Here is a 26,328-nt window from a genome sequence, read left to right as displayed (position 1 = left end):
AAGGACTATCTCTAACGAGGTAGTTCTTTCTATGTTCCATAATACTGCTACCGAACACGGAAGTTAAGAATCCACACTGCAGGAGCGTGCGTTATGAGTCGCAGTGTGGCGAAAAGCTCATTCGCTTTTCGTTCCAGGGCCAAGGATACTTGGGGCATAGCCCCTGGGAAAGTAGGTCATCGCCAGGTAACAAGCGAAAGGACTATCTCTTAATGAGTTAGTCCTTTCTGTGTTTCGTAATTAAGATACCGGGGTTCCACCCGTTCGGGATCCACACTGCTGGAGAGTGCTTTATATGTCGCAGTGTGGCGAAAGGCTCCCCTTCGCCACGAAGTGTTTCTTTGTGGTGGGTGGCTCGGCGATACTCTATCCTACGCCGGAAGGTATTCCTTTACGGATCACGGCTTCGGCGATACTCTCCACTGGAGACTATCGTGCCTTTCGTTCCAGGGTCAAGGATACTTGGAGCATAGCTCCTGGGAAATTAGGATCCAAACGGCAGGAAAATTCGTCAAGGGAAGCCAGGCAAACAGCAAGAAACTATCACTAACGAGGTTCTCTTTGAAACATTGCTGTGAGCTAGATCACAGACAAACTACTAAAAATCGCTTATAATTAAAACTGGTAAGAATCAGTGTAAAGTTCACATGTCTTTTTTGAATCCTGACTAGTATATTTCCATGCACATACTGGTTCAGGTTTTTTGTTGCCAGTACGGGGTAGTTCTATTCGGCTCAAAGGAGGACGTATGTTAAAGTGTAAAGAAAAATACACTTGGCGCAGGAGCATCCAATTTGTATTTGCAATAATGGTTGTTTTAATTGGTATACAATTTATTGGTTTTGTTCAGAGTATCTCTGATTCAGACGTAAATCTATTTAAAGGAAGACCTGCCGGAGTGGAGGCATTTCTTCCAATTAGTGCTTTAGTCGCTTTAAAAGCTTGGCTGACCACCGGATTTTTTGACCAGATTCATCCTGCGGGGCTTGTGATTTTTTTAGCTGCAATGAGCGTATCCCTTTTATGGAAGAGGGCATTTTGTTCATGGATTTGTCCATTCGGTACACTAGCAGAAGGTTTAGCTTTGCTGGGGCAAAAGATATTCAAGAAGAATTTTACGCCTCCGCGCTGGCTCGATTATGTTTTACGTTCTTTAAAGTATTTAATTATGGGTTTCTTCGTTTACTTCATTTTCGTCTTAATGGATGGGGCTTCCGCCTATGCCTTTTTGCAGACTCCCTATAACATGGTCGCAGATATCAAGATGCTGGAATTCTTCATTAATATGACTTGGGTAGGATTCTGCGTTATAACTGGTTTCATTTTTCTTTCTGTTCTCATTGAGAATTTCTGGTGTCGGTATCTGTGTCCCTATGGAGCGTTATTGGGTTTATTAGGTATGATAAGTCCTTGGAAGATACGAAGAGACCTCGACACGTGTATCTCCTGTTCACGGTGTTCGATGGCTTGTCCAAATCGTATCAACGTCGATAAAACTCAGATCGTATGGTCACCCGAATGTACAGGGTGTTTGAATTGTGTCAAGCAGTGTCCAGTGAGTGACACCTTGAAGTTTGATCTTCCCAAGCCCTCTTTCCCATTGTCGCAAAAGAGGTTAGCGTTATGTGTGGTCGGATTATGGTTCGTAATGATCGGAATCGCTCAGCTGACAGGTCACTGGGATACGAGTATCTCGATGGAAATGTATAGGATGTTGATTCCTAGGATGGATCAGTTTAGTCACTTTTAAGCAAATTTTGCAAAGGATTCCTTCGCCACGAAGTATTCCTTTTGGGGTGGGCGCCCCGGCGATACTCATCCTACACTGGTAATTATTTTTTGGAGAACAACGGCTTTGGAGAAACTCTCCGCAGGAGACTTTCGTCACCGGAGACTATCGAGGGTTTTCGTGTCTATTGAAATACAGAGGGACTATCTCTAACTGATAGTCCCTCTGTATTTCATAATACCATCAAATATAGATCATATTTGATTTAGAACTGGCCCTGTCGTGATATAGATACTATATAGTTACCTGACTGCAATTGCTTTATAGTGCTTCTAATCCTCAATTCTGGAATTGCCTAATCGGCATAGGGGTTTTAGGGTAGGACAATTATAATATAGAATTACTCATCATTTAAAGGATATTTTGATACATATGTCTAATTCCTCTAATTATAAATTGTCAAAACGAAAGGAGAAAAGGCGGAAAATGTCGGATGAAAGTGAATTTATAGAACTAAAGACGAATTCTGAAATACATGACCTTCTTTACGATCACTTATCGGAAGGGTTTGCCCTTGCCCAAATGATTTTAAATAAAAAAGACCAGCCCATCGATTACGAGATCCTGGAATTCGATATCTCATATACAATACATAAAAGTTTGAAACACAATCAAGGTTATGGCCACAGCTTTAAAGAGTTTTTGTCTGTTATTGAACCTGAGTGGACTCAGAAATTTGGAGATATTGTTCGATCCGGCAAGTCTGTAAAGTATGATAAATATATTAAAGTGCTCGCCCAATGGTTCGAGGTGCAGGCCTATTCTCTGCATAGAGATCGTCAATTTATTATAATTATTGCAGATATAACAGAGCGGAAAAATACTGAGGAAAAATTAACTCTACAAGCGAACCTCTTGTCTAGCGTTCATGATGCTGTAGTTGCATATGATGAGAATACTAACTTTATATATTGCAATAAGATGGCTGAACAAATATTTGGCTGGTCTGCCCATGAGTTAATGGGACAATCCATGAAAGAACTGTTTCCAAGTAATACCTCTAAGTCTCGGGCAAAGGCCCTTGCTAAGTTGTATGAGGAAGGCAGTTACATCGGGGAGATAGAGTATCGCCGCAAAGATGGGATGTTAATCAATACAGATGCTCACCTTAGAATGCTAGTAAATCATAAAGGAGAGTATAAAGGTTTAGTGGGTTCCTTCCGGGACATTACGCAGCGAAAACAGAAGGAAGAAGAACTAAAGATTCTCAAGGATGATTTGGCCGCCGAAGTTGAAGCCCTTAATAAGCTTCATTCTCTTAGCGCTCACTTCATTCTTAAGGATAATTTGCAGAGTATATATGAAGAGATTCTTGATGTGTCTATGAAATTGACTCATGCAGATAGAGGACATATTGCGATGCTCGACAAACAGGCTGGAAATCTAAAGGTCTATGCCCACCAGGGTTTAACAGAGGAAGGTATTAATTACTTTCATTGTGCCCCGGTTCAACATGGCAGGTCTGTTGCCTCAGCAGCATTAAAAACCTTACAGAGGGTTATCGTCGAGGACGTGGCACAAAGCCCCATCTTTAAGGGGACGCCAGGTTTATCGATCCTATTAAGTCGTGGGATTAAAACCATGCAAGCTACGCCCATGGTCAGCAGTTCCGGCAACGTAGTGGGCGTATTAGAAACAATGCATGAGGTTTCACACCTATTTAATGAACGTGAACTACGAATGTTGGACTTGTTAGCTCGACAGGCCGCAGATGCAATTGAGCGAACGATAGCTGAAGAAGCAATTCATCAAAACGAAAAACGTGCTATTGCTCTGGTTGAGGAATTGCGCAAAATGAATGAAAACAAAAATCAATTTCTTAGTATGCTCTCCCATGAACTTAGGAATCCACTGGCCTCTATTATGATGAGCCTTTCACTTTTGGATCGAGTGCCCCTTGGTGGAGAACAGGCGCGACAGGCTAAAGAAGTCATGAACCGTCAGACTGCCCAACTTTCTCGTTTAGTTGATGATCTGCTGGAAGTCACCCGCATTACGCGGAATATGATTAATTTGAAAAAGGAACCCGTCGAACTTAATGAACTTACTTCTAGGGCAGTTGAAGACTGTAAAGTACAGTTTGAAAAGAACAATGTCAGTCTTAAGGTTAAATTAACCGCTGCTCCGATATACCTGGAAGCGGATCAAGCACGTTTGACCCAAGCTATCGGAAACCTCCTGCATAATGCGTCAAAATATACATCAATAGGTGACCAAACCTTAGTAACAGTTTCAAAAGATGAGGATAATCAGGAAGCTGTGATTGATGTTTGGGATAACGGTTTGGGAATCAAGCCTGATGTATTACCCGATTTGTTCTTACCCTTTATTCAAGTAGAGAGCTCACTGGATCGGGGTGGTGGAGGGCTCGGCCTGGGACTGGCCATAGTAAAAGGCATAGCAGAACTTCATAACGGCAAGGTAATTGCTTTTAGCGAAGGATTAGGTAAAGGGACAAAATTTAGCCTTCGCTTACCTCTTCCAAAAATTAATTATCAGAGTCTAGAGAAACAATCGCAAGCTGATGAGAAATTCTCAAGAACACTTCGGATTTTAGTTATTGATGATATACGCGATGTCGCTGAAATTCTTTGTTTGCTCCTTAGGAATTTAGGACATGAAGTTGTATCCGCTTATAACGGGATTGACGGGATAGCCAAGGCGAAAGAGTTCCGTCCGGAAGTCCTAATCTGCGATATCGGACTGCCGGACATGAACGGCTATGAAGTGGCCAGGAGTATGCGATGTGATAATGACTTTACGAATACACTTTTAATTGCATTAACCGGTTATGTCCAACCGGATGATAAAGAAAGAGCCATTAAAGCAGGTTTCGATGTACACCTAGCTAAGCCAGTGGACTTAGCTGTACTAGAGAAGATATTGGATAAAGTCAGGTAATCGCAAAATTTTTAAACAGGCAACGCTAGGACCAAGTGGTTAATGAAAAAAAGGAGGGACAGGTTCCAATGTTTCAGTTGAAACAAGGAACCTGTCCCTCTGTTTATTGTTGATTTTAACCCCCTGAAACGATGGGAAACAGCTTTATATGAGAGCCATCTTCTAGGGTTTCCGTATAAGGTTGACCGTAGGGCAATAGTTTTTCGTTAACTATTACTAAGGTCAAGCCATCCGCGGATTCTTCAGCGGCCCTTAATGCATCAATCACTGTCATCCCTTTTTCATAGACGATTTCTCGTCCGTTAACCCTAATCATTAAAAATCAAAGAGTACATCCAATTCAAGGTCGATGATATCGAACTTTGAACCGGTTGCAACGGAACGCTCGTTGTAGAAGAAATCAGGCAGTCGGTCGTCTTTGACGGTCATTCCGGCCAGTTTGTTGAATGCTCTTTCAGTTAGGAGCGCTTTGATACCCATTGGGGCAATACGAGCCATACCACCTTGACCACCATATTGAGCTGCCATAAGATCACCAAGCAAAGGTAAATGTGTGACTGCATTAGCGAAGGCAAAGATACACATCATACTATCAGCAAAACTCATGGCTACTTGTAACTTGTTAGAAGCATAGGCCTGCGCTGCCCGTCCGCAATCATCGAAGGCACGGCCCATGGTAAGGCCGGCGGTATGGTCTGCACCCATCGGACTCGTGGAATAGGTGATACCAGTACCTTTGGTGTTGCGGGGATCGTATCCGGGTATAGACTGGTGTTTTACTACAGGGATACGTTTGCATCCCAGGCTCTTGCCCACGGCCTCGCATCCATTACCAATGAGGTTTCCAAACTCGGTACCTTCCATCATCTCCTGTAATAGAGCGAGAGCAGCAGCTACATCTCCCCACTGAATTCTACCACCCTCCATGCACATGGCTAGGGCATTGGCGATTTCAATCGTATCCACACCAAGATCATCACAGATGTGATCCATCTTGGCAATTACATCTAAATCATCAATGTGGCAGTTAGGCCCAAAGAGAGCTATTGTTTCATATTCAAAGCCCGATGTGAGATACTTTCCGTCTTTATCATTGTATGAGTTTGAACACTGTACAACACAACCTGGCTGGCAAGAGATCTTATTACGTCCTCCTCGAGCTGCTAAGTTAGACATGAATTTGTTTGAGCCAACCTCTGTATATTTAGGAAACAGTTTGCCGGAAAAGTTATCCACAGGAAGAACACCATTTGCACCAGTCACATCGATGGTAGAAATTGTCCCGATATTATGGAAAGCATCATTTTTGGCATTTTGAGCAACGACCTTATTAAACATTTGGCATATTTCATTAAACTTTTCTTCGTCGGCATAGGGTACCTTAAAGGGTTCTAAGGGTTTTTCAATTACGACAGCTTTAAGCCTCTTACTGCCCATTACTGCACCTAGTCCGCCGCGTGCGGCCGCACGGCTGGGATGACCCGAACCAAATTCTGAAACCTGTAAGGAAGCACTCTTATAAAGACGTTCGCCAGCACTTCCAATAGAAATAGTAGCGAGCTTATTGACGAAGCGTTCACGTACCTTCTCGACAAACTCGTAATTGTTGACTCCTTCGTACATCTTGGCGTCTTTCAAGGAAGCATTACCCTTTTCATCAATGTGTAAAAGCCAAAGATCATCATTGACGGGCAGGTTCTTTACAACTACTAACTTAATCCCTTGCTCTGCCAATAAGGCTGCTGCATAGCCACCAGCATTACTTTCTTTGATTCCACCAGTCAGAGGGCTTTTAGCTCCGACGGATAGTCGGTGCCCGGTGGTAAGCTTAGTTCCTGCAAACACAGTTGTGCACAGCAAAAGTTGGTTTTGATCGCTTAGGGGATCACACTGAGGAGGGACATTTTTCATGAGATAGGCTGCAACTAACGACTTGCCCCCTAGTTCCTGGTATTCTGCATCAAGAGGCTCTTTATTAACCGTTAGAGTTTTCATATCAATTACTAATTTTGACCACATAGTCATACTCTCCTTTCAATTCTTCAAGCAGTACAATCAAGCATCGTAAGCAGATTTTAATAGTTCTGCTACCTTTGCTGCAGTAATACGGTAAGGCACAAGGGCAAAACCCGTATCTGCAGTGATTAAGGGTGGTACTTTAAGTAATGCTTCAAGTGGAATACCGAGATCTTTTATGTTCGATATTCCAACCGATTTAATAAAGGATCGGAGGGCTGTACGAGCAATGGCTCCTATTTCCTCGGGAGTTGCATCCTCTGGGACGTCTGCCCCCAAACACTCGCAAATCATCCGTACCTTTTTGGATTCAGTTTTGGCCGCATACTCGATAACCTCTGGCAGTGTTACAGCGCAGGCAATTCCATGGGGTATGTGAAATTGAGCTCCTAGAGTATGACCAATTGAATGACCAAGATGAACTAAAGCATTCGTGAACGCCATTCCCGCAAACATGGAGGCAAGGAGCATATGTTCTCTAGCTTCAAGGTTTGAGCCATCACGATAAGCAACAGGAAGCCATTTGGCAATCAAACGAATAGAGTCCCTTGCTAAAGCATCCGAGAGAGGGTTGGAATGTGCGCCCGTTAAGGATTCAACAGCATGAGCTAATGCATCCGCACCGGTTGCTGATGTCATAGCGGGAGGTAATCCCAGGGTAAGATCAGGATCAAGAATTGCCAGAGTGCCTACGCATATTGGGCTTACAACGCTGTCTTTGTTTCCCCGTGAGGTGCAAGAGATTACGCACATATTTGTGACTTCACTGCCGGTACCGCTTGTTGTGGGTATAAAGATCATAGGTACACCTGGTTTGAGATTTTTTTGAACACCGAAGTACTTCATGATTGGAGGAGTATTGTTGATTAATACATTGATTCCCTTAGCTGTGTCAATGGCACTCCCTCCACCTATCGCAACAATGCCGTCAATAGTCTCATTACGGGCCATTTCTGCTGCCTCTTCAACCATAGTATCCGGAGGATCTGGGAGTACCCCATCAAAGCATACGGTTTTGATACCAGCATTTTCAAGATTCTCAACTATTGTATCTGCAATTCCGACGGCCTTAAGCCCCTTGTCATAGACTACTAGTACTTTTTTACAACCTAGCGCGCGAACTTTGATGCCTGTACGTAGGGATGCGCCACTACCCATTACTGAAGGAACAAATACTTCATACGATGTAATCATTTTACCTACCTACTCCTTCCATTTAGACGGTTTTTTTAAATAATTCTGACAACTTGTTGTACTAATGCTATCACAGAGATGTTTAATGATATATGTACTAACCTTACAAAAAAATAGAGGTCTATTTGTAACATTTGCACTATTAAAAATAGTTTCAACTTTAACGAAATATATTGTGGTATATTAGTACTGGGTGGTGAGAAAATGTATTATAAAGAGCTGATAGACATACTTCAAGAAACTTATAAAATTCAAATCAAAACGATCTGTGACTCTCCTGCTATTATGGATATAAGACGTTTGGATAGCTCCGAATATCACTGGAATGAAAACGTATTATATATTGGGAGCCTTTTGGAAATAAAGACTCCACCGGATCGGCCTATTATGCTTTTATCAGTGGACGAGCATCTACCAATACTGGAGGGGAGTAATCATGCCCGTATCTGTCCTGAGGATCTAAGTAGTATTTCTAGAGTAGCCAAAGATTTGATTTTAGAGGATTTACGAGGAGATGGTCTGTACTTCGAATTAGCGCAGCTGGCTTTGACTGAAAAAAATATTAAGACGATTATCAACAGTGCGGCAAGACTGTTGGGAAATGCCTTAATCCTCGTGGATTCCAGTCAGAAGGTATTAGCACATTCGACTCTTTATGAAATAGTCGATCCTCTTTGGGTGCAGAACATCGAAATGGGATTTTGCTCTTACGAATTTGTTCAGAAAGTTCGTTCCAATAACCATATGAAGGAATGGAGCAAACATGGAAGAGCAACTCAACTCATTACACTACCTGGTGATCTGCAACCAAAGTTGGTGGCGCGTATTACCCAACAGAACAATGTTGTTGGCGCATTAATCATGGTTGAACACCATTCTCGAATTCAGCGGTTTCATTATCGTCTACTTCCTCTTATTGGACGATTAATACTAGATATTTTTAATCGAGACTTGGTTTCCGAAGGAGCTCAGGGGTCCTTATTTGGTGCAACACTTTATAATTTATTAGATGAGGCAGAGATTTCGAACCCCCAGGAATACATTACAATGACAAAGCTAAAATTTCCTGAGAAAATGTTTGTTATTGTTGCTCGGTATGTTCACAATATAGACAACCGTTACCTTAAGAGAACTCTTAACGTGGAGTTGGAACGCATCTTTCCTAAAGGACATTCAGTAAAATACAAGAATTATAACGGCATTCTTGTACCATCCGTTTCCGAGGAACAAAGGGAGGAACTTAGCAAACTAGCTCAAAACGAAGATATTAGCATCGGTCTAAGTTGGCCTTTTAATAGTATTTTAGAATTTAAACGACATTTTAATCAGGCCGTTGCGTCTATAAAGCAGGCACAAAGGTTTGGACAAATCAATCAGGTCTTTGACTATTGTGATTATAACTTTTATGACATGTTATATAATTACACTGGGAAAATGATTTTGGAACATTATACTCATCCTGCTTTGAAGGTTCTTCGCAAATATGACAAAGCTAATAGCACCGAACTATTTAATACATTACGTGTTTTTTTGGAGAATAAAAATAACCTCCGCTCAACAGCAGAGGCTTTATTTGTCCATAGAAACACTCTTATTTACAGAATGAATCGTATCCAGCAGCTCACAAACTTAGATCTTAACAAAGTAGGGGTAGTCTATTCTCTGATGGATTCATTTAGGATTGATTTTTTTATCATCGCGCGGCGAGAAGACTCTCATCCTCTATAGGTGGTGACATGAATCGTCGCCCCAAAATATTACCGGAACACCTGTTCTAAAACTATTCTCCCTGTGGTAAAATAAGGGTAAGGAATGTTGGAGGGGGTGTTCAAAATAATCCGAGTCTTAAAGACAACGTTCCATACTACTAAAGACAACATAGAACGTCTCTTTGCCTGTAATCGCACATCTGCTCATGTTTGGAATGATTCTCTAGAATTTGCCAAAGAACATTTTCAAAAAACCGGTCGCTGGATTGACCGAGGGACGTTGCATTTAGCTACCAAAGGTCAATACCCATCCACAGTCAGTCCATACAGGCGGTATACGAAAAATCTATTGATGCTAGAGAAAATGCCCATAAAGCGAGAGCATTGGGATTCACCCAAATTCGGTACCCCTACAAAGAAAAAAAGCATTTCAATTCTAAGTGGAAAAAAGATGGGTTTCGGGTTGGCGAAAACGGAAAAATCTAGTTAGGTTTGGGGCTTTTCAGTGGTACACGTCAAAAACCTATAGTGATTAGAGTAAAGGATTTGCCCAAAATCAAGGAGATTGAACTTATCTATGACCGGGGTCTGCGGTTAGCTATAGCCTATGATGACGGCATAACTCCAAAAGAAAACGATAATCTAGGTATTGCGGCAATAGACCTAGGTGAGATCCACACCATAGCTGCAGTTTGTGATAACGATCAAGGAGTGATCATTACCGGTCGGAAGATCCGAAGTCTCAAACGATTACGTAATAAGAAAATGAAGGAACTGCAAAAGAAGATAGCCAAATGTCAAAAAGGTTCTCGTCAATGGAAAAAGTACCGGCGAGCTTTGAACTACATCTTGGATAAGAGTGATGCCCAGTTGACAGATGCCCTTCACAAAACCACCCGTAAATTTGTAAATTGGTGTCGAGAAAATAACGTCAAGGAAGTCGTTGTAGGCAACATGGAAGGTATACAGCGACATACTTCTCCCAAAAAGAAAAAGAACAAGCGTAAACGTTCGAGTAAACACAATCAAAAAATGTCTCAATGGCAATTTGGTCGAACCACAGCCTACCTACAATACAAATTGGCAACCGAGGGAATAAGCCTACAAAAAGTAGATGAATCCTATACAACACAAACGTGTCCCGTTTGTGGGAGGAGAAAGAAAACATCCTCTAGGAATTACAGTTGTACTTGCGGATATCGGGAACACAGGGATATCCACGGAGCGAAGAACATCTTGAGCAAATACAAATATGGGAAGTTCCGGGAAATATCATTGGATCAACAAAAGTATCTACGGATCCCCTAAAGCGGGAAGTAGTAGATGCCATGAACCTGGCCCGTATGCAACAATTGCATATAGTTGCCGGCCTTACCGAAATAATGTACTCGCGCCTTGGGTGAGGTATCTCTAAGCGAGATGCCATTGAGACATACATTTTGGGCTTGCCGGAAGCCCCTATCCTTCAGCGAAAACAGTGTTTTCGCTCTAAACGTAGTTTAGGTGGGGGAGGTTCACTCAGTCATAATGTGAAATCGTAGATACTTTTAAGTCCGCCGATAATTATTTTTTAAGCATGGTAGCTGAATCTATCAAACGTAAGTATATGTTAAGACACTAGACATCTCATTTATTTTACTAAGAAACGAGACTATCCCCTTAATAATGGGGTAGTCTTATTGTATGTCTAACCTTACAGTTGTGAACAATATATCATACTTCTCCCTAAATAATGTGGTAAAATATAGTCAATAGTTTATTTAATGTTACTGGTCCGACCATCAGACAATGCGATATTATCTGGCTTGGTGGGTGATTAGGCTTAAAAAAGGGGATGAAGTTGTGGTCGCTAAGCTTAGTGAATTTGTTGCTAACAGAATAGTGGATTTTATTCATGAACAATGTGGGTTTTCTGTTATTGTTTGTAATGAGCAAGGGATAATCGTGGCAGATTCTGCTCAGACTAGAATTGGAGTACAGCATAAGGGAAGCCGACAAATTATGACCACAAATATTGACTCAACAACAATTACATCGGCGGAGGCTGAAGCTTCTGAAGGCAAGCTTAAAGAGGGCTATAACCAAGCAATTAAAATAGATGGCATAAAAATTGGTACTTTCGGAATAGCTGGACCGTTAGAGATCGTTAGTCCTGTTGCCAGAATTGCTGCTGGTATGGTCGTAATGATGTTAAGAGACGAAGAATTAAAAGACGTCATTCGCAATCAAGTACAAGTTTTAGGTAATGCAATAGAGCGAGCTGCTAGCGCAGTGCAACAAACAGCTGCTTCCGCACAAGAAGTAGCCTCTATTAGTCAAGTTATTGCGGCAGAAGCACAAGATGGAGAAAACCAACTTCAGTCTACCTCTGACATTTTAGAGTTAATTCGTAGGGTGGCTAAACAAACCAATCTCTTAGGATTAAATGCAGCTATTGAGGCAGCTCGAGCGGGAGAACATGGTCGTGGCTTTTCCGTTGTAGCAGGTGAAGTTCGTAAACTTGCGGATGAAAGTAATCGATCAGCTAATGAGATAAGTGTGCTTTTACTGGAGTTTCAATCCGTCATCCAAAAAATAGCAGCAAGTTCGTTACGCAACAGTACTATTACCCAGGAACAAGCACAGGCTAATCAGGAAATTGCAGTTTTAATTGAAGGTCTGCAAAAAGTGAGCGAGGAATTGAAATCCATGTCATTAAGTTTATAGTTCTTATCTATAGAAGAGCAATAATAACTTGTCTATACATATTATTAAAGCAATGTTACTTAAAAAGGAGAACAGACTATGGATGTTTCTTTAGCCTATGGTAAGACGGGGTTAAATATCAATGTTCCAGAACATACAAGAATTGTTGAACCAAAACACATGAAATTACCCAAGGATGACCACGATCTTGTAGTTGAAGCCCTTCGAAACCCTATAGGTACAAAACCTCTTCGAGAAATGGTTAAGTCAACTGATAGGGTAGTTATAGTAATTAGTGACATTACCAGACCAACACCAAACCATAAACTCGTTCCCTGGTTACTTGAGGAACTCTCCCATGTTGCTATAGAAAACATTACGATTTTAAACGGACTTGGAACTCATCGTGACCAAACAAGAGAAGAGTTCATCGATATGTTAGGTGAAACAGTTGTAAATACTGTACGGATTGTGAATCATCATTGTCACGAGAAATCGGAACTCTCCCATCTAGGCACAAGTAGCTTTGGCTGTGAAGTATATTTAAATAGAGAATATGTCGAGGCAGATTTTAGAATTGTAACAGGGTTTATCGAGCCGCATTTTTTTGCGGGTTTTTCTGGTGGACCTAAAGGAATTATGCCTGGTGTAGCGGGAATTGAAACGATTCTGACCTTCCATAACGCCAAAATGATTGGACATCCTATGGCAACTTGGGGGAAATTAGACAATAATCCTCTTCAAGAAATGACCAGAGAAGTCAATAATTTTTGCAAACCGGATTTTCTTCTAAATGTAGCTCTAAATGGTGAGAAAGAGATTACAAATGTCTTTGCCGGTGAATTGGTTGAGGCTCATGCTATTGGATGTGCTTATGTCAAAGAGCAAGCCATGATTAAATGTGATCAGCGTTATGATGTTGTAATTACAACAAATGCGGGTTACCCTCTTGATCAGAACCTATATCAGGCTGTAAAGGGTATGGATGCTGCACGAATGATTGTCAAACAAGGTGGTACAATTATCTGCGCTGCTGAATGCAGCGAAGGCATGCCCGAACATGGAAACTTCGTTCAAATACTACAAATGCGCAACTCACCAAAAGAGCTTCTGGAAATGATTAATGAACCAACCTTTCAAATGTTTGATCAATGGGAAGCCCAACGCCTGGCTATGATTCAGGAGTGGGCAGATGTCTACCTCTATTCTTTGTTACCAGAAGAATCAACAAAGATTGCTAATCTTACTCCTACGAACAATATTGAACAGACGCTAAAGGACCTAGTTAGTAAATATGGTGAAGAAATGAGTATTGCAGTATTACCACTTGGTCCACTTACGATACCGTATGTCGAGTAAGGTTATAATGACCAAACCCCTATACTGCATAGAAAAGTATTACAACGAAAAGCTTTGTTTTTCTTTAGATTAGAATTAGGAGTCTGTGAAATAGATATAAAAAGGTAAACGTACCTAAATAAGACAAGGGACACGTTAAAAACGTTGTCCCTTGCAATTTTTAGCTCTTGATCCTAATCTATAATATCCGAACCTTGTTCCGCCATTTCTTTCTCTGCGAAGCTAATCATTTTTTTGACCATATTTCCACCAATTTGACCAACTTCTCGGGTTGTCATGTTTGCAAACCCTTTTTCTTGAATATCGTCGTCTAAATGGAGCTCTTCGGCTACTTCCCACTTAAGTTCGTCCAACTGTTTTTCGGATTCCGGAACTTCAGGTGTATTTCGACTCATATGACCATCCTCCTTTTTCAGTTGTTTAGCACAGTATTATACTAACCATCAAGAAGGACTCTATTCATGTAACAATTACATAATTTATTCCAAGGACTGTTTAGGTAAATTTAAATGAGGTATCTGATGATTCTGCATTTTTAAAGGTTCACCTAAAGGATATCTACACCTCCTGTCGAAGTATTTATAAGTTAAGGGTTGTTTAGTATCTGGCTGTTATTAGGAGGAGTATCGGTCAGTGTACTTGTTCTAGGGGCCCTAACCTTGAATTATAAACTTGGAAAGAAAAAGAATACTAGGAAAGGATAGTTAAGTTTTTCCGGGTTTTCTTAACTGAGAAATGATGTGCATGAAATGTCTTTAATGGGAGGAGTATTTGAAGTCATTGAACAGACGATCTCCCAGCATAACGTAGAGAAAGTACTCCAGGTTAAACTTAAAGTCGGAGAACTAACGAATGCGGAACCAGATGCCCTTCAAATGGCCTTTGAAGCTTATAGCAAGGATACCATCTGTGAAGGAGCGGAGCTGATAATAGAGCGCGTTTCTGTGCAAGCTCGCTGCCGTAACTGTCATCAGGAGTTTAATGTTAAAAGTATGTTTTTTCTTTGTCCAAACTGTCAGAATACAAGCATTGAAATAATTCAAGGCGAGGAACTTTTACTTGAAAGCCTGGAGGTGGAATAATTGCTGGAATCTAACCGTCGTGAAATAGAAGTAATGGCTAATTTACTTAGTTCAAATGATACCCAGGCAGAAATAAATCGTGCCTTTTTCCGTAAGAGTCAATGTTTAGCAATTAATATTATTGGCTCACCGGGAGCAGGAAAAACCACACTCCTAGAAAAGACACTGCCTCTGTTAACTAAAAGTTTGCAAGTGGGAGTTATCGAGGGAGATATTTTTACCAGTAAGGATGCAGATCGCATTGCTACCCATGACATACCAGTCATTCAGATTAATACTGGTGGAGGGTGTCATCTTGACAGCAAAATGGTCAGTAAGGTTCTGCCGGAGTTTGATTGGAATGCCATGGATCTAATGATTATTGAAAACGTCGGAAACTTAGTATGCCCCGCTGATTTTGATCTTGGTGAAGCATTTAAGGTCATTGTGTTAAGTATTGTTGAAGGGGATGACAAGCCTTCTAAATATCCCGTAATTTTCCGTAATGCAAAAGCGGTTGTTCTTAATAAAATGGATCTTGAAGCGTTGACTGACGTGAACATGGAGATCATGAAACAAGATATTCTAACGATTAATCCACACATACGGATTTTCGAAGTATCTTGTCGTAATGGTAATGGGCTTAGTCAATGGATTAGTTGGCTGAATCAAGAGGTTTTAAATTTCAAGGACCAAAACTTATAGTTCAAGGAAGAGAATTCTGATTCTATTGTGGAGATCCGGACGCTAACTAAGGTAATCATAGTGATATTAAAGAGCCTTACACTCACTTTATTCTTAAAGTGGTGAAAGGCTCTTCGATTTTATGCCGATGTAAATTTCCCTTCGTGCAGTATGGAATCAATTTCTTTGCGAACTAATTCCGAAAGACGAGGAAATAGTGCCAAGATCTCTGGGCTTACTTCGAGTCCCCATTCTAAGCTTTTAGGCTGGATACCAAAAATTAAGGTATGTGGAGCTTGCCCTAATACATTAGCCATGGCGAGAACTTCTACGATGCCAATTTGATGAAATGAAACTTCATATTGTTCTGGGATTACTTGGAGGTCTCCTGGTTGAAAGCGGAATAATGCCCCTGGCTCAGCGTTAGCATTTAAGGCATCGACAATAATCAGAAAGTCTACATCTTGGATTAGATGAACGAGTTCAAGGCCTGCTGTACCCCCTTCGAGAACCTCTACATTTTCAGGAAGCTCTAGCTTTGTCAATTCATCTAAAAAGCGAACGCCCAAACCCTCGTCTGATAAGAGGATATTTCCTACTCCCATCACCATAATTCTTGGTGATTGCATTATTATATGCTCTTCTCCTTTCGTCGTTTGCCGAAGAACATGAATAAAAACTGCTCATAGGCTGAAGTGAAAACAAGATAAACATGAACGGCGATCACGGCGATAAATAACCACATAAGGAGGTAATGAAATCCTCTAACCGCAGCTAAACTCCCAAAATAACTGGCAGCACCTGACAATTGTTCTGGCCTGTACAGTATGAACCCTGTCACAGCTTGAACCACTGCCATAATCGGTAAGGCAATATAGGCCATTTTTTGTAGGGGATTGTATTTTCCGGTTTTTGGGTGCTTACCGATAAATAGGTAGTACTTAATTTGGGGCCAGATTGTTTTGACATCTTGTGAGTTAAAGAAGAAGGTGTCATAATCTTTATGTTTGCCAAAAAAGGAATAATAGAAACGGACAATGCCATTAATTATTAAGAGATACATAAATATAAAATGTAAATTACGCATTAGATTCATGGGCATTCCAGGATAAGGGGAATGAATAAACCAACCGGTAATTGTTAATATCAAAAAATTGATTAGATTGATCCAGTGGCTAACGCGCTGAAACAATGGGTGATCTAAGTCTAATTGGCTAGACATGTGCTTCCCTCCTTCACTACCAGCCGATCTGGAATTTCTTTATATCGTTGGTTACTGGATTAATAAGGTGAATTGCACAGGCAAGGCAGGGATCATAGGAACGAACGACTCGGACAATGTTGACAGGATTATCCAGGTCAGGTACAGGCACTCCAATCAGAGCTTGCTCAACCGGACCACGGATTCCCTTATCATCCCTAGGTGAGAAATTCCAAGTGGTCGGAACAACCATTTGATAATTCTCTGTTTTGTGATCTGCAACCTTGATAAAGTGACCAAGTGAACCCCGAGGTACTTCGGTCATACCCGCACCTTGCCCGGTAGCTGGGGGATTCCAATGATCTGTGTCGTGAATGCGGAATTCCTTAGAACCCATCTCCTTTTCTAAGGCATCTAACCAATTGAACATATCTTGGGCCATTAGGAGAGTTTCATAAGCGCGTGCAGCGTGACGTGCGACAGCACCCGGCTTAATACTATACTTGGCGATGATTTCCATAAGACCTTTTGGCTGCATAACGAGCATCCGGGCCAGAGGTCCAACTTCTATCGGTTTGCCATCATAGCGAGGAGCTTTAACAAAGGTGTAGGCACCCTTTTTATCTAGATCAGGCACCGTATCCTCGGTATAGGGGGTTTTTCCATTAGCGCTGGCCTTATACCAAGAGTATTGGACGTCTTCAGTGATTTTAGCCTCATCGACTGGGATAATATTACTTAAGTTACCATCCATGATCACGCCTGCTTTAAAGAATAAATCTTTTCCAGCATCATCACGGGCAAAGCCACCATAAGAAAGGTAGTTAGGACTCCCTCCGCCGACACCCGCTTGGGCTAAGGGCAGAAGTGGCCCTGTGCCAAAGGTTAACACATCTTGCAAGTATGTTTTCTCAATAAATTCAAGCTGCTCATAAAGCATGGAACGGAATTGCTCAACCATTTGAATATTGGGAAGCATCGTTACGCCGCCAACAACGATTGAAGATTGGTGGGGCTGCTTTCCGGCAAATAACGCGGACATCTTTTTAGCCTTCGCCTGCATCTCCAGAGCCTTTAAGTAGTGCGCAACGGCCATGGTCACCAATTCTGGATCGTTGACGCTGAAGTCATCGGGCTTGTAGCGCGGGGTTAGGGGAGCAGTATCGCCGGCTGTAACGAGTTTAACAAGTTTATCTTTAACTGCCAGAAGGCCAGGGTCTTTCCCTTGATATTGAGCAACAGCCATTACATCTATATAATCCAGAGCGCTCAGATGATAAAAATGCAAGGGATGATCATGCAGATACATAGCTCCAATAATTAGATTTCTGATAAGTCTGCCACCGGCTGGAACATTTGCTCCAAAGGCTTTGTCTAGGGCAAGAGAGGATGCCCAGCCATGGGAACCAGCACAAACTCCGCAGACTCGTTCTGTAACATACGTAGCATCTCGAGGATCACGTCCGCGGAGCATTGCTTCTATCCCCCGGTACATGGTCCCTATGACATGAGCGTCAACGACTTTACCATTCTCGACTTCTACTTCAACCCTTAAGTGTCCTTCAATGCGTGTTAAGGGATCAATAACAACTTTAGCCATCTACATGTCCTCCTTATGATCCTTATTGCTCAGTCTTCCGCTGGCTGCTGTAGCAATTAAATGGGCTCCAAGACCTATTGCTGCAGCTCCACCAATAACGGTCCCGACCGTATCTGCATCGACTTGACCGATACCTGGAAGCTTAAACATTTCTTGTTTGGAGTAGAGCGGGCTGAATCCATTATAAAACTCTTTTTCTGAACATCCGGAACAGGGAGATCCAGCATTAATACAGAAGTTGGCGTTGTCATTCCACCATACTTGGGCACAATCTGTATAAGTTTTAGGACCTTTGCATCCCTTTAAAATCAGACAATACTCTTTTTGCAGAGGGTCATTCCAATCTGTAAGATAGTTTCCATTCTCGAAGTGACCGCGCCGTGGACAGTTGTCATGTAGTAAACTGCCATAAAAGGCTACCGGTCGATTTTGGGAATCAAGCTCTGGGGCTTTTTGATAAGTTAAGTAGTATAGAATTGTGCCAATTAGAGTTGTAGGTTTGACAGGGCAACAGGGGAGATTAATGACTGGTTTGTCAATCCCCTCGTTTCTGAGGAGTTCTGCCACACCTACGGCACCAGATGCACACGCTCCCGGAATTCCAGCCCCCTCAGAGGCACAGCTTCCGATGGCGAGAATCACCTGGGCCTTCTGAGCTGATTCAATAAGAATTTCACGGAATGGTCTACCCCCAATCATACAGAAACGGTCTTGCTCTTTTGTACCAGGAGAGGATCCTTCTACAACGAGAACAAATTTTTCTTTAAGAGCTTCATGGTACGCTTCCTCTGAGGTATAACCAGACCCAGCCATAATGGTTTCGTGATAACGAATGGATAGCATGTCTAAAATGAGTTCAGCAGGTGAAGGATTTAAGGTAGAAATGGCAGATTCTGTGCACCCGGTACAATCCATCCCTTCTAACCAGATAACAGGTGGCTTCTTTAGTGCCTGCTCTGCTGCGTTAGCTACTTGAGGGACTATAAGTTCTGGTAATCCGAGTGCTGCTGTTGTTGCTGCAATTACTTTCATAAAATCACGCCGAGAGATCCCTTTAACTTTGAGTAAATCAAAATTACCCATACTTTGCAGAACACCTCCTGAATTTGAATCGTTCCTTCATCTACAAAAAAATTTAAAAAGATATATTTTACATATATTCTTCAAAATAGATATGATTCCCTTTGTTTACTTAAGAATATTTTGAAAATTAGCAATTTAATTATATTATTTAGTAATTAGAAATTCTGATGGCAGGTACTTGTCGAAATATTTGTTATAATAATGTACTTGAAGGAGTTAGAGTTAGACATGTACAATAGGGGTAATATAGTGAATGTGACCTAACGCTAAAGCATCAATACTTCGGTGACGATAGTTAACAGTGGAGACTATCGTCACCAAACGAGATATGGGGATACCCATATGAAGTGAGTTATCCCATAATTAAAAAAATGTATTGTTAATTGAAAGCTGGTTTTTTATATTATGAAACTAAACGCAAAGGCTATCTATTTTAATGGCATCGTTCAAGGGGTAGGCTTTCGACCGTTTGTTTTTAAACTTGCAGAAGAACTAGGTATTAAGGGTTGGGTGAATAACTCGAGCAATGGTGTAACCATCCATGCAGAGGGAAATAACCTGGACCTGTTCTATCAGCGTTTAAGGACGGAGGCCCCTCCTCTGGCTCAAATCCTGATAGCACGATCCGAGGAGATTGGGATTAAACATTATGGAACCTTCGAAATAGTTGAGAGTGAGAGTGAGACAGAGTCCGAGGCAGATGTTTTGATTTCGCCGGATGTTGCCACATGTAAAGATTGCCTTCGAGACATGGATAATCCTAAGAGTCGGTTTTACCAGTTTCCGCTTACAAATTGCACAAATTGTGGCCCTCGCTATACGATTATTCGTGATATTCCGTATGACCGTGCATTAACAACAATGTCTAAATTTCAAATGTGCAAGACCTGTGCAATGGATTATAAGAATCCGAAAAATCGACGTTTTCATGCCCAGCCAGTTGCTTGTGGAAATTGCGGACCAAAGCTTCAACTCATGGACGATCTCGGTAAACCGCTTCCAGGTATAGGGCTAGATCAGCTTGCGCAAGGCGGGATAATCGCAGTCAAAGGTCTAGGTGGGTTTCATCTCGTTTGCGATGCCCAAAATACTAAGGCTGTTCGTCGTTTGAGGGAACGAAAAGAACGGGGAGCTAAGCCCTTTGCTGTTATGGCTCGGTCTATCGCAAAAGCGCGAAACGAAGTCAATATTAGTACTAAGGAAGAGAAGTTGTTAAGAAGTTCTGCTGCCCCTATTGTTGTTCTGGAACGTAAGCAGGAAAGCACTGATTCTTTACCAGAGGAGATTGCGCCAGGTTTACATACTTTAGGGTTCATGCTTCCCTATACTCCTTTACACTATCTACTCTTTGAAGGGCCATCTGATTTTTTGGTCATGACAAGTGCTAACTTGAGTGGACGTCCCCTTATTTATACAAATGAGGAGGCCCTGGAAACCTTACAGGGAATCGCAGATTTTTTCCTTATCCATGATAGAGACATATTTCATCCTTGTGATGACTCAGTTGTTCAAGTCATCGGAGAGGAAGAGGTTTTTTTTCGACGTGCCCGTGGCTATGTTCCCTTACCTATCTTAATGTCGGCCTATCACGTCAAGGTCCCACAACTAGCTGTTGGCGGAGATCTTAAGAATGCTTTTTGTCTGGCAAAGGGGCATAGGGCTTTTGTCAGTCAGTACCTAGGAGATATGGAAGGGTACGAAAATTTCCAGCGCTTTCACCAAGAACTAGAATCCTTTCAACGAGTTGTCAACATCACCCCAAGTTTACTTTCTTACGATATGCATCCAAACTACCAAATGACGAGATTTGCCCTGGAACAGCCTTGGCCCAAACAATCTGTACAGCATCATCACGCTCATCTTGTCAGTGTGTTAGGAGAATGGGATAGAACAGAACCGACCCTCGGAGTTATCTGTGACGGAACTGGTTTGGGAGAGGATGGTTGCATCTGGGGATTTGAATTTCTGTATGGTAATTCCTTGGGCTATGAACGCAAAGCTCATCTTGAGTATTTGGGGCTGCCGGGGGGAGATGTAGGTGCAAAACACCCTCTGCGCATTGCTTATTCTTATCTTAGGACTCTTTTAACAGATGAGACGTGGGATAAGACGAAGCACCTATGGTCATCCCTTTCTACACTCGAACGGCAAATCCTAGATCGTCAACTTGAGACTGGAGTTCAGGTCTTTCAAACCTCAAGTGCAGGGCGGCTCTTTGATGCAGTCAGTGGATTGCTGGGTACTTGTACAAAGGTTACTTATGAAGGACAAGCCGCAATAGAACTAGAAAGTGCAGCAGTAAGGTTTTTTAAATCCAACAAACAATACCAAAACAAATACGAACAGTTTTCTTATCCTTATGAAGTTAGGGTAGAAAACGAGGTTTTTATTCTTGGTGTCGGAGTACTTCTTGAAGAATTAGTCTATGACCTTCTTAAGGGCGTGAGTCCCGAAAAAATTGCCTATCGCTTCCATGTTACCCTTGCCCAAGCTATCGTTGATTTGGCAGTGCGCTTAGATGTTGAGAGTGGTCCTTTGGTTTTAACCGGAGGGGTATTCCAGAACAAGCTATTAACTGAAGCAGTGCTGTCGAACTGTAAAGAAAAAGGGATTAGAGTCTTGCGGTCTCGCACACTCCCTCCCGGGGACGGTGGACTGGCCTTCGGACAACTATTAATAGCGAATGAGGTGTTGTGAAATGTGTTTAGCCATTCCTGCCAAAGTAGTTACGCTGAAGGGATCAATTGCTCAAGTGGATATGATGGGAAACGAACGGATTATTAGTACAGACTTAGTACCGGAGGTTAAACTGGGTGATTATGTATTAGTTCATGCAGGATTTGCCATTGGAATAATTGACGACGAGAGTGCGAAAGAAACAGAAGAACTTTTGTTGGAGGTAGCCAAAGCCTATGAAGAAGAGGAGTAAGGATTTACTGACTAAGGCGGGTGACTATCAAGCAGAGATCAAGGAACTGGCTAAGAGTCCGTATACAATCATGGAGGTCTGTGGAACACATACGGTCACCATAGCTAAAAACGCTATTCGAGAGCTGCTGCCAAACACGGTGCGCTTAATTTCTGGTCCGGGCTGTCCAGTCTGTGTGACGGATAGCAGTGATATTGACCGTTATCTGTATTTAGCTGCCCAGCCGAAGGTTATTACTGCAACCTTCGGGGACATGATTAGAGTACCGGGTACGGACAAAAGTTTGCAGGTACTAAGAGCGGAGGGGGCGGACGTTCGAATTGTTTATTCAACTCAAGATGCTCTGGAACTAGCCCATAGAAATCCTGATAAAGAGGTTGTTTTTTTAGGGGTTGGGTTTGAAACCACGATCCCAACCGTTGCGGTAAGCTTAGAAATTGCGAAACGAGAAGGAATCAAGAATTATTCTGTGCTATCCATGCACAAAGTCGTTCCCCCGGTTTTAAAACTGTTGGCGGAGGATGACCAATTGGCTGTTAATGCCTTTCTTCATCCTGGTCATGTCTGCTCAATTATCGGAATCGAACCGATTGAGTTTATGGCCAAAGACTATGGTTTACCCGGAGCAGTGACAGGATTTGACGCTCTTGATATTTTAGAAGGGATTGTTATGCTTCTGCGTCAACGTGAAGAGGCACGTTCAGATATCGAAATCCAATATCAACGTGTGGTTAAGGCTGCGGGGAATCCTAAGGCCAAGAATTTCATTGAGCGGGTTTTTGAACCGGTCGATGCGTCCTGGCGAGGTATAGGGCTTATACCACAAAGCGGCTTGGGTATGCGGGAGGAATACAGTCTTTGGGATGCAGCACGCAAATTTTCCTTACCCACGTTTAATTCACCGGAAACACCGGGGTGTCGTTGTGGTGATGTATTAAGGGGGCTCATCTATCCCACACAATGTCCCTTGTTCGCTAAACACTGTACGCCGATGAAGCCCATTGGCCCTTGCATGGTTTCGACGGAAGGGTCTTGTGCGGCTTATCACCGCTACTCTCAAAGGAGTGTGGATTGAATGGAACGCATTATGTTAGCCCATGGAAGCGGTGGACGACTGAGCCACGAACTAATTCGTGACCTTTTTCAAAAACATCTTGGAAATAAGTACTTAGATCAAATGAATGATGCAGTACTGTTGCCTGGCCAAGAGCAACTCGCCGTAACCACGGACTCTTTTGTGGTGTCGCCTTTATTTTTTCGAGGCGGGAATATTGGTAAGCTAGCAGTCTGTGGCACGGTCAATGATCTGGCGGTTAGTGGTGCAATTCCTAAGTTTTTAACCCTTGCCCTTATTTTAGAAGAGGGTCTGGGCATGGATGAATTGGAACAGATTATTAAAAGTGTTGCTGAGACAGCCGCTGAAGCCGGAATAGTTATTGTAAGTGGAGATACAAAAGTTGTGGAACGCGGAAACGCTGATAAGGTATTTATAAATACGACTGGGATAGGGTATATTACAGATCGTTTAGTAGGGCCGGATCAGATAAAGTCCGGTGATGAGATTTTGATTAGCGGGACGATAGGAGATCATGGGATTGCAATTTTGTCGGAGCGTGAAGGGTTGGAATTCCAGACTCCTGTACTTAGTGACTGTGCCCCTTTAAATAACTTGATTGATGCTTTTTATCTGCCGGGAGTTAAATGTATGAGAGACCCTACCCGTGGCGGCGTGGCAACTACTCTCAATGAATTAGCCCAACAGGCCGGAGTGAGTATGCTATTAAATGAAGAACAATTACCTGTGTCTCCCAGCGTACAAGGTGCCTGTGAGATGTTAGGACTGGATCCCCTTTATTTAGCAAATGAAGGAAAAGTGCTAGTCATTGCGGCATCAGACATTGCTGATCAAGTACTCTTGAACATGCAGGCTCACCCATTGGGCCGAAAGGCAGCTCGCATCGGACGAGTTCAAGAAGGAAAATCAGGGCTCGTGCTTTTGGAAACGTTTCTCGGGGGGAAACGTATTGTTGGTATGCTCGAGGGTGAACACCTTCCCCGGATTTGTTAGAAAGTATGAGGCGGTATTATGAGGATAGCAGTTATCGATGGACAGGGTGGGGGTATCGGCAAACACATTGTCGAACAGTTGCGCAAAAGACTCCCTGAGTTGAATATCCTTGCACTAGGTACGAATGCACTGGCAACCGGGGCAATGCTACGAGCTGGAGCAACAGAGGGTGCATCTGGAGAATCGGCCATTTGTTATAATGTGGAGCGGGTAGACATTATTGTGGGCTCGGTAGCTATTATGATGGTCTATGGCCTACTAGGAGAGATTACGGCGAATATGGCTACAGCAATTTCAGGCAGCAAAGCAGATAAATTACTTCTCCCCATCCAACGTGGAAATATTCAGCTCATAGGTGTACACCGCATCCCTCTGCCTCATCAGATTGAAGCCCTAGTGATAGAAGTAGAAGAACGACTTAAGAACCGTCCCCTTGTCTAGACTTGACAAAGGGTTTAATGATTGCTATCATTAAACCATAGTAATTTGATATGAAATGGGGTATTTGATGTGAGGGTTGTAGATAACATTACAGACTTAATTGGGAAGACCCCTTTGATTCGTCTGCAGCGTTTGGTTCAACCAGGTATGGCTAACATCTATGTTAAAGTTGAGTCTTTTAATCCTGGCGGGAGTGTCAAAGACCGTATTGCTTGGGGAATGATCATGGATGCCGAGGAACGAGGGGTGCTTCGTCCTGGCGGAACAATTATTGAGCCTACAAGCGGGAATACGGGGATTGGATTAGCGATGATCGCAGCTGCCCGGGGGTATCGATTGATTTTGGTCATGCCTGATTCCTTAAGCGTTGAACGACGGATGCTTATGTCTGCTTATGGTGCAGAGTTTGTTCTAACCCCTGGGGCCCAAGGAATGAATGGGGCAATCACCGAAGCAAAACGCTTGCTCAGTGAGAACCCGGATTACTTCATGCCGCAACAGTTTGAAAATCTTGCTAATCCAGAAGCTCATAGAAAGAGTACAGCGTTAGAACTTCTTGACCAGTTGAAGGATATCCATGCTTTTGTCGCTGGAATCGGGACAGGAGGGACAATCACTGGGGTTGGTGAGGTTTTAAAAGCCCGGCTTCCGGAAATAAAGATCATCGGGGCGGAACCGGCCGCTTCACCGGTTATTTCAGGCGGAAAACCAGGACCACATAAAATTCAAGGAATTGGTGCGGGATTTATACCAGACGTTTTAAACAAGACGATCTTAGATCAAGTTGTTCAAGTGAGCAATGAGGATGCCATGGATACAGCGCGTCGTATGGCACGGGAAGAAGGACTTTTGGTAGGAATTTCTTCTGGAGCAGCAATCAGCGCAGCTCTCCAAGTTGCCGCAACTTTAGGGGAAGGCAAAAACCTCGTTGTCCTAGCCCCGGATACAGGAGAACGTTATTTGAGCACTGAACTTTTCAGCAACCGCTAAATGAAACAGGGGGACAGGTGTGGTGTTTCGGTATTGTAACACCGCACCTGTCCCTGTGTTTCTCCATGTGTTTCTCCAAAGGAGCTCTTTTTTGGAGCTGCCGGTATTCTGTCACAGACATCGAGGAATTGCGTAGTCTTTTTAAGATAGGTGAGAGGGATGAATGAAACGATTAAACTGAGGTTTGCGATTGTCTTTTCTGTAGTTTTGGTTGGAGCGATTATATTTGGTGCAGTATATTGGGGTTCAGTTTCTTTTGGTAACAAGATTTCATATAAAGAAGTATCACTAGAGCAAATCGTTGCCAAGGAAGAGATTCAAAAAATAGAGAGTCAAAATGACTCAGGGAACCCATCCTGTGGTGTTATGGATAGTGGATTTAAAAACTACGCTACAATCATACCCCCAAAAGGGCAAAAAGTTGAAATTATTTCAGTGGGGAAATCAGAAAATGTAGGAATAGATATTGTTTATGATATTGTTGATGTATCTGATAACAATGCCCTGCCAGAAGGTATTGCCATAGAGTTTATAAATCTTTTTGGGTCCCCAGTTGGATTTGTCCAAAACCGGAGCAAATAGTATGCAATTTGGAAGTGATTGCTAAATATTGCATGT

General features: G+C 42.4%; 25 protein-coding genes. 17 read left to right on the top strand and 8 right to left on the bottom strand.

What is annotated here, in order from left to right; translation table 11 throughout:
* Positions 1-295: 295 nt before the first annotated feature.
* The 3 genes from HGJ98_RS15185 (at position 296) to HGJ98_RS15175 (ending at position 4,690) form a co-directional block, all read left to right on the top strand.
* Positions 296-550, top strand: coding sequence for a hypothetical protein (locus tag HGJ98_RS15185; protein ID WP_291352313.1), 255 nt, complete (start codon positions 296-298; stop codon positions 548-550).
* A gap of 198 nt (positions 551-748) precedes the next feature.
* Complete coding sequence (locus HGJ98_RS15180; protein WP_291352311.1) at positions 749-1,750, top strand: 4Fe-4S binding protein; 1,002 nt, start codon at positions 749-751, stop codon at positions 1,748-1,750.
* 465 nt (positions 1,751-2,215) lie between these two features.
* On the top strand, positions 2,216-4,690 hold the full coding sequence (locus tag HGJ98_RS15175; protein ID WP_291352309.1) for a PAS domain S-box protein: 2,475 nt from the start codon (positions 2,216-2,218) through the stop codon (positions 4,688-4,690).
* Between the two features lie 115 nt (positions 4,691-4,805).
* Here HGJ98_RS15175 and HGJ98_RS15170 read toward each other — a convergent pair whose 3' ends face one another.
* Genes HGJ98_RS15170 through HGJ98_RS15160 form a run of 3 tightly spaced genes read right to left on the bottom strand, consistent with a single transcriptional unit; the run spans position 4,806 to position 7,900 of the window.
* Entirely contained in the window at positions 4,806-5,006 is a 201-nt protein-coding gene (locus tag HGJ98_RS15170) for a MoaD/ThiS family protein (protein WP_291352307.1), read from the bottom strand.
* On the bottom strand, positions 5,006-6,709 hold the full coding sequence (locus HGJ98_RS15165) for an aldehyde ferredoxin oxidoreductase C-terminal domain-containing protein (protein ID WP_291352305.1): 1,704 nt from the start codon (positions 6,707-6,709) through the stop codon (positions 5,006-5,008). The genes HGJ98_RS15170 and HGJ98_RS15165 overlap by 1 nt, the downstream gene beginning before the upstream one ends.
* A gap of 36 nt (positions 6,710-6,745) precedes the next feature.
* A complete protein-coding gene (locus HGJ98_RS15160; protein ID WP_291352303.1) occupies positions 6,746-7,900 on the bottom strand; it encodes an iron-containing alcohol dehydrogenase in 1,155 nt (384 codons plus the stop codon).
* A 204-nt stretch (positions 7,901-8,104) separates the two neighbouring features.
* On the opposite strand from HGJ98_RS15160, the gene HGJ98_RS15155 reads away from it, so the two are divergent.
* The 5 genes from HGJ98_RS15155 (at position 8,105) to larA (ending at position 13,653) form a co-directional block, all read left to right on the top strand.
* Positions 8,105-9,628 carry a helix-turn-helix domain-containing protein gene (locus tag HGJ98_RS15155; protein WP_291352301.1) on the top strand — a complete coding sequence of 508 codons (1,524 nt, stop codon included), beginning with the start codon at positions 8,105-8,107 and terminating at the stop codon, positions 9,626-9,628.
* A 96-nt stretch (positions 9,629-9,724) separates the two neighbouring features.
* Positions 9,725-10,099: a hypothetical protein gene (locus HGJ98_RS15150; protein WP_291352299.1), complete on the top strand. Its 375-nt coding sequence runs from the start codon at positions 9,725-9,727 to the stop codon at positions 10,097-10,099.
* Between the two features lie 38 nt (positions 10,100-10,137).
* The gene (locus HGJ98_RS15145) at positions 10,138-10,917 is read left to right on the top strand and encodes a transposase (RefSeq protein WP_291352297.1); all 780 of its coding nucleotides are present in this window, start codon (positions 10,138-10,140) and stop codon (positions 10,915-10,917) included.
* 534 nt (positions 10,918-11,451) lie between these two features.
* Positions 11,452-12,315 (top strand): sugar diacid recognition domain-containing protein, encoded by an 864-nt coding sequence (locus HGJ98_RS15140; RefSeq protein ID WP_291352319.1) that lies wholly within the window; start codon positions 11,452-11,454, stop codon positions 12,313-12,315.
* A 78-nt stretch (positions 12,316-12,393) separates the two neighbouring features.
* Complete coding sequence (gene larA, locus HGJ98_RS15135; protein WP_291352296.1) at positions 12,394-13,653, top strand: nickel-dependent lactate racemase; 1,260 nt, start codon at positions 12,394-12,396, stop codon at positions 13,651-13,653.
* Positions 13,654-13,826: 173 nt separating this feature from the next.
* On the opposite strand, the gene HGJ98_RS15130 is transcribed toward larA, so the two are convergent.
* Entirely contained in the window at positions 13,827-14,048 is a 222-nt protein-coding gene (locus HGJ98_RS15130; RefSeq protein WP_291352294.1) for an alpha/beta-type small acid-soluble spore protein, read from the bottom strand.
* 345 nt (positions 14,049-14,393) lie between these two features.
* Between HGJ98_RS15130 and hypA the strand changes: the two genes are divergently transcribed.
* Both hypA and hypB read left to right on the top strand, forming a co-directional pair.
* On the top strand, positions 14,394-14,735 hold the full coding sequence (gene hypA, locus HGJ98_RS15125) for a hydrogenase maturation nickel metallochaperone HypA (RefSeq protein ID WP_291352292.1): 342 nt from the start codon (positions 14,394-14,396) through the stop codon (positions 14,733-14,735).
* 3 nt (positions 14,736-14,738) lie between these two features.
* Positions 14,739-15,419, top strand: a complete 681-nt coding sequence (gene hypB, locus HGJ98_RS15120; RefSeq protein WP_291352317.1) for a hydrogenase nickel incorporation protein HypB — start codon at positions 14,739-14,741, stop codon at positions 15,417-15,419.
* A 119-nt stretch (positions 15,420-15,538) separates the two neighbouring features.
* Here the strand turns inward: hypB and HGJ98_RS15115 are convergent, their stop codons facing one another.
* The 4 genes from HGJ98_RS15115 to HGJ98_RS15100 are packed head-to-tail and all read right to left on the bottom strand — an operon-like array spanning position 15,539 to position 19,282.
* The gene (locus HGJ98_RS15115) at positions 15,539-16,027 is read right to left on the bottom strand and encodes a HyaD/HybD family hydrogenase maturation endopeptidase (protein WP_291352290.1); all 489 of its coding nucleotides are present in this window, start codon (positions 16,025-16,027) and stop codon (positions 15,539-15,541) included.
* Positions 16,028-16,029: 2 nt separating this feature from the next.
* Positions 16,030-16,620 (bottom strand): Ni/Fe-hydrogenase, b-type cytochrome subunit, encoded by a 591-nt coding sequence (cybH, locus tag HGJ98_RS15110; protein WP_291352288.1) that lies wholly within the window; start codon positions 16,618-16,620, stop codon positions 16,030-16,032.
* A gap of 16 nt (positions 16,621-16,636) precedes the next feature.
* Positions 16,637-18,199, bottom strand: coding sequence for a nickel-dependent hydrogenase large subunit (locus HGJ98_RS15105; RefSeq protein ID WP_291352287.1), 1,563 nt, complete (start codon positions 18,197-18,199; stop codon positions 16,637-16,639).
* Positions 18,200-19,282, bottom strand: coding sequence for a hydrogenase small subunit (locus tag HGJ98_RS15100; protein ID WP_291352285.1), 1,083 nt, complete (start codon positions 19,280-19,282; stop codon positions 18,200-18,202).
* Positions 19,283-19,687: 405 nt separating this feature from the next.
* Between HGJ98_RS15100 and hypF the strand changes: the two genes are divergently transcribed.
* From hypF to HGJ98_RS15065, 7 genes are all read left to right on the top strand, one after another.
* The gene (hypF, locus tag HGJ98_RS15095; protein WP_291352283.1) at positions 19,688-21,979 is read left to right on the top strand and encodes a carbamoyltransferase HypF; all 2,292 of its coding nucleotides are present in this window, start codon (positions 19,688-19,690) and stop codon (positions 21,977-21,979) included.
* A gap of 1 nt (position 21,980) precedes the next feature.
* Positions 21,981-22,211: a HypC/HybG/HupF family hydrogenase formation chaperone gene (locus HGJ98_RS15090; RefSeq protein WP_291352315.1), complete on the top strand. Its 231-nt coding sequence runs from the start codon at positions 21,981-21,983 to the stop codon at positions 22,209-22,211.
* The gene (gene hypD, locus HGJ98_RS15085) at positions 22,195-23,286 is read left to right on the top strand and encodes a hydrogenase formation protein HypD (protein WP_291352281.1); all 1,092 of its coding nucleotides are present in this window, start codon (positions 22,195-22,197) and stop codon (positions 23,284-23,286) included. The genes HGJ98_RS15090 and hypD overlap by 17 nt, the downstream gene beginning before the upstream one ends.
* Positions 23,287-24,279, top strand: coding sequence for a hydrogenase expression/formation protein HypE (gene hypE / locus HGJ98_RS15080; protein ID WP_291352279.1), 993 nt, complete (start codon positions 23,287-23,289; stop codon positions 24,277-24,279).
* Positions 24,280-24,297: 18 nt separating this feature from the next.
* Positions 24,298-24,720 (top strand): DUF3842 family protein, encoded by a 423-nt coding sequence (locus HGJ98_RS15075; protein ID WP_291352277.1) that lies wholly within the window; start codon positions 24,298-24,300, stop codon positions 24,718-24,720.
* A 69-nt stretch (positions 24,721-24,789) separates the two neighbouring features.
* Entirely contained in the window at positions 24,790-25,710 is a 921-nt protein-coding gene (cysK, locus tag HGJ98_RS15070) for a cysteine synthase A (RefSeq protein ID WP_291352275.1), read from the top strand.
* Positions 25,711-25,869: 159 nt separating this feature from the next.
* Positions 25,870-26,292: a hypothetical protein gene (locus HGJ98_RS15065; protein WP_291352273.1), complete on the top strand. Its 423-nt coding sequence runs from the start codon at positions 25,870-25,872 to the stop codon at positions 26,290-26,292.
* Positions 26,293-26,328 lie beyond the last annotated feature (36 nt).

It is taken from the genome of Desulfosporosinus sp. (genome assembly GCF_014237355.1).
In the GTDB taxonomy this organism is placed as follows: domain Bacteria; phylum Bacillota; class Desulfitobacteriia; order Desulfitobacteriales; family Desulfitobacteriaceae; genus Desulfosporosinus.
Note: the sequence above shows the minus strand (reverse complement) of the source record. Positions and strands in the feature narration are given on the sequence as shown.